Here is a 735-nt window from a genome sequence, read left to right as displayed (position 1 = left end):
AATGGTTATCTTGCCATGACTTTATCACTTTTGATGCACTCAAAGAGAGTGTAAAAAATATCATGGACAACTATCCATCAAAATATACGATAACTTTTAGTTAAGCACTTAGTGCAATAGCCTTTAATTCATTCAATATACTTTTGCTATTATCACTAACTATCCCATGCCCCACATCAGGATTAAGCAAATTTATCCCAGCACCACTAGCTTTATTGATCTTCAATTTAACCGTTAACATATAATGTAAACATGCGGCACCAAAAATATATGTTAAAATAATGACTAATATACTTAATATATTAAACATACTTTTTACCGCCTTTATATAGTGATATTGCAAACATAAAAAAGACTAACCCTATAATATTTACAGTGGGAACCCCTGCTAAGTATATACCTTCAAGCTTATCTGTTTCCAAAATAACTCTATCTATATAGCGTGAAAATTGCAGGGTGCATTGAATAAAAAAAATAAAACAGATCAAAAAAGCATTTATAGAATATGGTATTCTTCTAATTCTATGAGCTATTACTATAATGAATATCGATAATATATCTATGAAACCAAATCCAAAATACCAAATAAATCTATCTAGATTAATAATCCCAGTAGGAGAATACAACTTAGATTGCCATAATAACCGACACACTTTGGTATAGAAAAGAGGGTTAGCTGCCTATAAGCTTCAATCTCTCACAAAATCGGCCAAGGTTCTCAAATGAAAAACCAAT

At 30.5% G+C, this 735-nt stretch carries 1 protein-coding gene; it reads right to left on the bottom strand.

Annotated features, from left to right (window positions below; genetic code table 11):
- Positions 1 to 100: 100 nt before the first annotated feature.
- Positions 101 to 310, bottom strand: a complete 210-nt coding sequence (locus tag L2764_RS27485) for a hypothetical protein (RefSeq protein WP_248943499.1) — start codon at positions 308 to 310, stop codon at positions 101 to 103.
- Positions 311 to 735 lie beyond the last annotated feature (425 nt).

Source organism: Shewanella surugensis (assembly GCF_023284005.1).
Taxonomy (GTDB): Bacteria; Pseudomonadota; Gammaproteobacteria; order Enterobacterales; family Shewanellaceae; genus Shewanella; species Shewanella surugensis.
Note: the sequence above shows the minus strand (reverse complement) of the source record. Positions and strands in the feature narration are given on the sequence as shown.

Excerpts from the sequence above, each read along its gene's own strand:
- L2764_RS27485 (WP_248943499.1), bottom strand. The coding sequence starts at position 310 with ATGTTTAATATATTAAGTATATTAGTCATTATTTTAACATATATTTTT.